Origin of the sequence: Streptomyces albofaciens JCM 4342 (assembly GCF_008634025.1) — a bacterium.
Lineage (GTDB): Bacteria > Actinomycetota > Actinomycetes > Streptomycetales > Streptomycetaceae > Streptomyces > Streptomyces albofaciens.
In genome coordinates this window covers 539,910-547,500 of sequence record NZ_PDCM01000001.1, presented here as the reverse complement: position 1 = coordinate 547,500, position 7,591 = coordinate 539,910, and the positions used below count along the sequence as shown (strand labels likewise).

General features: G+C 73.6%; 5 protein-coding genes (1 of these 5 running past the window's edge). 2 read left to right on the top strand and 3 right to left on the bottom strand.

Features of this window, described 5'->3' with window-relative positions:
* Positions 1-17, bottom strand: the beginning of a protein-coding gene (locus tag CP973_RS02575; RefSeq protein ID WP_150237195.1) for a MarR family winged helix-turn-helix transcriptional regulator. 544 nt of this gene lie to the left of the window's left edge; 17 of the gene's 561 nt are visible here — the first part of the coding sequence; it begins with the start codon at positions 15-17; its stop codon lies off the left edge, out of view.
* A gap of 132 nt (positions 18-149) precedes the next feature.
* Here CP973_RS02575 and CP973_RS02570 point away from each other — a divergent pair, with 132 nt between their 5' ends.
* A complete protein-coding gene (locus tag CP973_RS02570; RefSeq protein ID WP_150243042.1) occupies positions 150-1,511 on the top strand; it encodes an MFS transporter in 1,362 nt (453 codons plus the stop codon).
* Positions 1,512-1,641: 130 nt separating this feature from the next.
* Here the strand turns inward: CP973_RS02570 and CP973_RS02565 are convergent, their stop codons facing one another.
* Positions 1,642-3,414 carry a SpoIIE family protein phosphatase gene (locus CP973_RS02565; protein ID WP_150237193.1) on the bottom strand — a complete coding sequence of 591 codons (1,773 nt, stop codon included), beginning with the start codon at positions 3,412-3,414 and terminating at the stop codon, positions 1,642-1,644.
* A gap of 554 nt (positions 3,415-3,968) precedes the next feature.
* Positions 3,969-5,342: an NAD(P)/FAD-dependent oxidoreductase gene (locus CP973_RS02560; protein WP_150237192.1), complete on the bottom strand. Its 1,374-nt coding sequence runs from the start codon at positions 5,340-5,342 to the stop codon at positions 3,969-3,971.
* Between the two features lie 445 nt (positions 5,343-5,787).
* Between CP973_RS02560 and CP973_RS02555 the strand changes: the two genes are divergently transcribed.
* On the top strand, positions 5,788-6,789 hold the full coding sequence (locus CP973_RS02555) for a TetR/AcrR family transcriptional regulator (RefSeq protein WP_150237190.1): 1,002 nt from the start codon (positions 5,788-5,790) through the stop codon (positions 6,787-6,789).
* Positions 6,790-7,591: the final 802 nt, after the last annotated feature.

Below are 7,591 nucleotides of genomic sequence, written 5' to 3'. Positions count from 1 at the left end.
TCTGAGGGCTCTGGCATGCCGGGAAGTATGACACGGACCTCATTGGCGTTGAAGTCCTTCGGCATGTACTCTTTAGCTTCGAACTTTAGCGTTGAAGTCTTCAGGGTGTGACTGTCCAGTCCCCTCCGATCTGACCTAGGTAGGTGAGTGTGACCACCGCGATGGGCGCCGCGCTGCGCCGGATCCAGCTGGGCAACGCGCTGAGCGCGTTCGGCAACGGCTTCACGGTTCCGTATCTCTACGTCTATGTGGCGAAGGTACGGGACCTGGGCGCGAGTACGGCCGGTGTCGTCCTCGCGATGCTCGCCGTCGCCGCGCTCGCCGTGCTGCCCCTGACCGGTCGGGCGATCGACCGGCGGGGTCCGCTGCCGGTGGCCGTCGTGGGGGCCGTCACCGCCGCCGTCGGGTCGCTCGGGCTGGGCCTGTCCACCACCGAGCCGCTGGTCATCGCCTCGGCGATCGCGCTCGGCGCCGGTATCGCGGTGATCCAGCCGGCCCTGGCGACGATGATCGTGTGGTGCTCGACGACGGTCACCCGGTCGCGCGCCTTCGCCACCCAGTTCTTCCTGAACAACCTCGGCCTGGGCATCGGCGGCCTGATAGGCGGCCTGCTGGTGGACGAGTCGGCGCCCGGCAGCTTTGTGCGGCTGTTCGCGATCGAGGCCGTGATGTTCCTGGTCCTGGGCGCGGCCGTGGCCACCGTACGGCTGCCGCGGTCGCCACGGGTGGCGGACCCGGTGCCGAGCGAGGCACGGGCCAAGGGCGCCTGGCGCGCGCTGTTCGCCGACCACCGGATGATGTGGCTGTGCCTGCTGGGCTTCGTGCTGTTCTTCGCCTGCTACGGACAGTTCGAGTCGGGCCTCGCGGCGTACGCCACCGAGGTCACGCGGATCTCACCGTCCACGCTCGGCATCGCGCTGGCCGCCAACACGGCGGCCATCGTGGCGGCGCAGTTCGTCGTGCTGAAACTGGTCGAGCGGCGGCGGCGCAGCCGGGTGATGGCCGTGGTCGGACTGATCTGGACGGTGGCGTGGCTCGCGGCGGGACTGTCCGGCCTGGTGCACGGGGCCCATGCGGTCGCCACCACTCTGCTGATCTCGACCTACGCCCTGTTCGGTATAGGGGAGTCGATGCTGTCGCCGACGGTCGCCCCGCTGGTGGCGGACCTGGCGCCGGCCTCGATGGTGGGCCAGTACAACTCGGTCTTCGCCCTGGTGAAGCAGCTGGCGCTGGCGGTCGGCCCGGCGGTGGGCGCCCTCATGGTGGGCCACGGGATGTCCGCCCCGTACATCGGGATGCTGGTGCTCTGCACCGTCGGCATCACGGTGCTGGCCCTGCGGCTGGGCCGACTGCTGACCCCGGCGCAGGACAACCCGCACGCCCGGGCCTTCATCCCGGAGGCACCGGCCGGTACGGACACGGAGACGGTCACCCCGGCCGGCACCGCCACGGCCGACGCGGCGGCCGACGCGGAGGCGCCGCGACGCGAGTCCGTGACGGCGGTGGCGTAAGCCGCGAAGAGTGCGCGGGGTCCGGTCCCCCGATGGACCGGACCCCGCTGACACCGGGAAGGGCCGGATTCTGCCGCCACAGGCAGGATCCGGCCCTGTCGTTCGCACGCCCTCATGCCGGCGCCGCCCGTCACTGATCCCCCGCCTCCCGCGGCAGCGCGAACTCGCACCACACCGCCTTCCCGCCCCCCGGCGTCCGCCGGGAGCCCCACGCCGAGGCGATCGTCGCGATGATCGAGATGCCGCGGCCCGCCTCGTCCACGGGCTCGGCCCGGCGCCGTCGCGGCAGGTGGTCGTCGCCGTCGGTCACCTCGACGATCAGGCGGCGGTCCGTACGGCGCAGCCGCAGCCGCATCGGCGGGGTGCCATGCTGGAGCGAGTTGGCGACCAGTTCGCTGGCGGCCAGGACGCCCAGGTCGTGCAGCTCCGGGGAGAAGCGCCAGGAGGCGAGCACCCCGGAGGCGAAGGCGCGGGCGCGGGGCGCCGCTTCCGTACCGCCGTGCAGTTCGAGGGCGGCGTTGTGGAACAGCTCGGCGTCGTGGCCCGTGCGGGCCGGGTGCTGGAGGACCAGGACGGCCACGTCGTCGTCGTGGTCCGTGGAGATGCCGAGCGCGCGCAGCAGGCGGTCGCAGACGATGTCCGGCGCGCCGGTCGCGCCCGCGAACGCCCGCTCCAGGGCCTCCACGCCGTGGTCGATGTCCTTGTCACGGCGCTCGACCAGGCCGTCCGTATAGAGGACGGCGGACGAGCCGGGGCCCAGCGGGACGCTGCCGGAGGTGTGCAGCCAGCCGCCGGTGCCCAGCGGCGGGCCGGTCGGCTCGGCGGCCCGGAGGACCGTGCCCTCGGCGTCGCGCACCAGGATGGGGAGGTGGCCGGCGGAGGCGTACACCAGGCGGCCCTCGTTGGGGTCGTGGACCGCGTAGACGCAGGTGGCGATCTGGCTGGCGTCGATCTCGGCGGCCAGTCCGTCCAGCAGCTGGAGGACCTCGTGGGGCGGCAGGTCGAGGCGGGCATAGGCACGGACCGCCGTACGCAACTGGCCCATGACCGCGGCGGCGCGCACGCCCCGCCCCATGACATCGCCGATGACCAGGGCCGTTCGCCCCGCGCCGAGGGTGATGACGTCGTACCAGTCGCCGCCGACCGCGGCGTCCGTGCCGCCCGGCTGGTACGTCGCGGCCACCCGCAGATCGTCCGGCTGCTCCAACTCCTGGGGCAGCAGGGACCGCTGGAGCGTCACGGCCGCCGCGCGCTGGCGTGCCTCGGCGGCGCGCAGCCGTTCGGTGGACTCCACCTGGTCGGTGACGTCCGCGCCGAAGACGAGCACGCCCTTGTGCGGCGCCACACAGGCGACCTCGGGGTCGGGCGCCGGGCCGCTGGCCGCGACCTCGATGGGTGTGCAGGTGAACGTGTAGTACCCGTCGCGGGACTGGTCGGCGCCCGCGCCGCCGGGCACCCGGCGGGCCTTGACCGTACGGGGGCGGCGGCTGCGCAGCACCTGGTCCATCAGCGGCAGCAGGCCGAGCGCGTCCAGTTCGGGCAGGGCCTCGCGGGCAGTGGCGCCGGCCGGGCGGCTGCCGAAGACGGTGGCGTACGCGCCGTTGACGTACGCGATGCGGTGCTCGGGGCCGTACACGACCGCCACCAGGGCCGGGACCTTGCCGAGGATGTCGTGGACGGACAGCGCGTCCACGCTGGGGGTGCGGGCCGGGACGGGCGCGCCGTCGTCGGTCGCGCCGGGGCCGGAGCGTTCGGCGCGGGCGGCGGGGACGGCGCCGTGGCCCGCGCCCGGCGGGCCGCCCGCGGACGGGACGGCGGACCCGGACGGCACGGCGGAGTCGGGCCGCGCGGCGCCGCGCCGCTGCGTGCCGGGGAGACGGGCGCTCCAGCGCGTGAAGTTCACGGAGGTGTACCTCTTACTTCGCGTCGTCGCGCGGGATCGGGCCGTCGGTGTGGGGGGACTGTCCGCGGCCGCGCCGGGGGGAGCCCCACCCGGCGCACGCGGGGAGCGGTGTCGGCTGAGGGCACGCGCGGCGCCCTCTGGCGGATTGCAGCAAACGTCCAGAATCCTCGTGATTGTCACTCTTCGCGAATACGAGCCCACCCATGGTCACACGTCCAGTGTGGCCGACCGGACTGACATCCGTCAGACGCCGGCGGTGCCCGGCGGAGTTCCTGGCTCCGGGTGCCGGGCGGTGCCGGGCCCGGCCGTCCGGGCGCCGTGGGCCCGTGCGGGCAGGGGTCCGGCGGGCGGTACGGGCACGGTCGCGTACGCCGTTGACCGGGCCGGGAGGTCGTACGACCGGGTGATCCCGCTTCGGCGCGTCGTACGAGCGGGAAATGGGAACGGCGGGTCGTAGGACCGGGGCCGGACGGCCCGTACGGAGGGCGGCGCGAGCGGCCGTCCGGCGGCGCGCACGCGAACCGGCGCGCCCGGTGGCCGCGCCCGGCACGCCGTCAGCCCGTCTCGCGGTGACGGCCGGTGCCCGCCGCGAGCTCGAACTCGGCGCGCGGGTGCTCCAGCGAGCCCAGAGAAACGATTTCCCGCTTGAACAGCCCGGCCAGCGTCCACTCGGCGAGCACCCGCGCCTTCCGGTTGAAGGTCGGGACCCGGCTCAGGTGGTACACGCGGTGCATGAACCACGCCGGATAGCCCTTCAGCTGCCGCCCGTAGACATGCGCGACCCCTTTGTGCAGCCCGAGCGAGGCGACCGAGCCCGCGTACTTGTGCGCGTAGTCCACGACGGGCGCGCCGCGCAGCACCGCCGCGATGTTGTCGGCCAGCACCCGCGCCTGCCGCACGGCGTGCTGGGCGTTGGGCGTGCACTCCGCGCGCGGCTCGCCCGGCTCCGCAGGCGCCTCCGCCGTCAGGTCCGGCACCGCCGCCGCGTCGCCCGCCGACCAGGCGTGTTCGACACCCTCGATCCGGAGGGCCGCGGTGCACCTCAGCCGCCCGCGCCCGGTGCGCGGCAGGCCGGAGGCGGCGATGATCGGGTGCGGTTTGACGCCCGCGGTCCACACGAGCGTGCGGGCCGGGAAACGCGCCCCGTCACTCAGGACCGCGACACGCTTCCCGTACGACTCCAGCCGCGTCTCCAGCCGTACGTCGATATTGCGGGCGCGCAGCTCCCGTACGGCGTACTGGCCCATCGCCGGGCCCACCTCGGGCAGGATGCGGCCGGTCGCCTCGACCAGGATCCATTTCATGTCCGCGGGCTCGACGTTGTGGTAGTAGCGGCACGCGTAGCGGGCCATGTCCTCCAGCTCCGCGAGGGCTTCCACGCCCGCGTATCCGCCGCCCACGAAGACGAAGGTCAGGGCGGCGTCGCGGACCGCGGGGTCGCGGGTGGAGGAGGCGATGTCCAGCTGCTCAAGGACGTGGTTGCGCAGGCCGATGGCCTCTTCGACGGTCTTGAACCCGATGCCGCCCTCGGCCAGCCCCGGCACCGGAAGCGTCCGGGACACCGATCCGGGCGCCAGCACCAGTTCGTCATAGGGCAGTTGCAGGCCGCCCGTGCCGTCCTCCTTGGTAGCCGGCGCCTCGACCGTGGCGCAGCGCGCGCTGTGGTCGATCGCGGTCGCCTCGCCGACGACGACCTTGCAGTGCGGCAGCACGCGGCGCAGCGGTACGACGACGTGCCGGGGCGAGATGGAGCCGGCCGCGGCCTCCGGCAGGAACGGCTGATAGGTCATGTACGGGTCGGGGTCCACCACGACCACCTCGACGGCGGCCCGCCGCAGTTCCTGCCGCAGTTTCCGCTGGAGGCGCAGGGCCGTGTACATCCCCACGTAGCCCCCGCCGACAACGAGAATGCGCGCCGGTTCCTTCACAGAGGTTCTCCTCGCGACATCGATGAGGCCGGCCGCGCAGGTTGCCTCCGCCGGCCGACCGGCCTGCCACCACCAGACACTGTGTTCCCGGGAAGAACACAGCACTGTTCCATGACGCACCGGCGGCCGGGCTTTGTCCACAGCCCCCGCGAAATGTATGACCGGTTCCGTTCGGTGGCCCGGAGGCCCGGCTTCCGCGCCGCCCTCCGCAGGAGCGCAGGTCAGATGGCGGGCGGCGGACGGCGCGCGGGTACGGAATCGGGGCGGATCGGGTCCGTACTCCGATCGGTGCACGGACTGTGCGGAACTGCCCTCTTCATTCTTGACCTGGGCTCAACTATGTTCGTACCTCGTTGGGGTGCAACCTCTCGTCGTCATGTCGTCACACCCCAGCAGTCAGGGCGGGGAGTCTCCGGGGGGAGACGTCATTACCGGGGGATCATCTATGCACATTCAAGGCTCTCAATGGCCGACTGCCGTATCTGCCGCCGCACCCACTTCCGAGAGCAGGGGAAACGGCACCACGCACACCGCGGCCGGCGGCCGGAGCACACCACTGCGCGTCGACGCGCAGCGCAATCTCGAACATGTCCTGCGCGCCGCGCGCGAGGTCTTCGGCGAACTGGGCTACGGCGCGCCCATGGAGGACGTGGCGCGCCGCGCCCGCGTCGGGGTGGGGACGGTCTACCGGCGCTTCCCTAGCAAGGACGTGCTGGTCAGGCGAATAGCCGAGGAGGAGACCTCGCGGCTGACCGAACAGGCGCGTACGGCCCTCGGCCAGGAGGACGACCCGTGGTCGGCGCTGTCGCGCTTCCTGCGGACGTCCGTCGCCTCCGGCGCCGGCCGGCTGCTGCCGCCGAGCATATTGCGGGTGAGTACGGACGCGTCCGGCGCGTCCGGCGCGTCCGAGGCCGGTGAGCCGCGGGTCCCGCAGCAGCGCTCGGCGTACGGGCCGGACGCCGGCCGGACGGGTGTCCACGCCGACGGCGGTGCCGGCGCGGCGGCGGTCCCGGGCGACGCGGCGGCGGTGTCGGCGGACCTTCCGTCGAGCGGGTCCGCGGAGTTCCGCGTGGTCGCGCAGCGCGGCGCGCCCGAGGCCGAGTCCGCGGACACCTCCGCGGCGGTCCCCAACGGGGTCACGAGCGCCGCGGCGAACGGCGTGTCCGCGCGCGGCGCGGCCGCCACCGGCACGCTGGAGGCACCGGCCGCTCCGTCGGGCGGGACCACGGCGGACGGCGGCGCCCAGGCTCTGCTGGAGGTCGTCGGGCAGCTCGTCGAGCGGGCCCGCGCGGCGGGCGAGCTGCGGGCGGACGTGACGGTCGCCGACGTGCTGCTCGTCATCGCCACGGGCGCGCCGTCCCTGCCGGACCCGGCCCAGCAGCAGGCCGCCTCGGCCCGCCTGCTGGAGATCCTTCTGGAGGGGCTGCGGTCGCGGCCCACCGGGTGAGGCGAGACGTTCAACCGGGTGAAAACGGTCCGATCAGCCGCGTGAGGCGGGTGGTCGGGCCGTGCGGCCGCTGGACGTGGTGATCAACGCTCGTTGGGTGCGGGGCTTATCGTCGGGGCGCGGGGCCTATCGTCGGGGCGTGGGCCGAATCGTCGGGTGCGGGTCTTATCGTCGGGTGCGGGCCGGATTCTTCGGGCGCGGGCTGGCCCCTTCGCGCGTCGGCCGGATCCTTCGGGCGCAGGCCGGATCCTTCGCGGGCCGGATCCTTCAGGCGCGGGCCGAAGATGTATTCCCTGGACGAGTGACCTCTAGTGCTCGTGGCCGGGAACTCGCCCCGGACGAGTGGTTGGTGTGCTCGCCGGACGAGCCGGGGGCCTCTGTATGGCACGCTGACGCGGTATTACCGCAGTGACGGCGTGTTCGGGGGCCTCGGCGATGGGTGTGGACGGGCGGAACGAACGGCGCGACGGCGAGGCCGGCCCGGCCGGTGCCGGCGGGGCCACCGGATCACGGCCCCCTCAAGTCCCCGGGCAGAAACGCCCGTACGGGGCGGATACCGGGGACGGCGGGCACGACCGCCACGGTGAGCACGACCGCCGCGGTGAGCACGACCGCCACGACCGAGCCGCGGACGACCTCGAACGGAGCGTTCCCGCACAGCGGGAGCCCGCGGACCGCACGGCCGGCGGGTCAGGTCCGGACGGCGGCCCGTACGGCCTTACCGATGGCGGCCCGTATGACCGCACTGAAGTCGCGTGTGACCGCACGGAAGTCGGTCCGTACGACCGTGCTGAAGGCGGTC

Coding starts and splice junctions, on each gene's coding strand:
- CP973_RS02555 (WP_150237190.1), top strand. CDS start 5,788: ATGCACATTCAAGGCTCTCAATGGCCGACTGCCGTATCTGCCGCCGCA.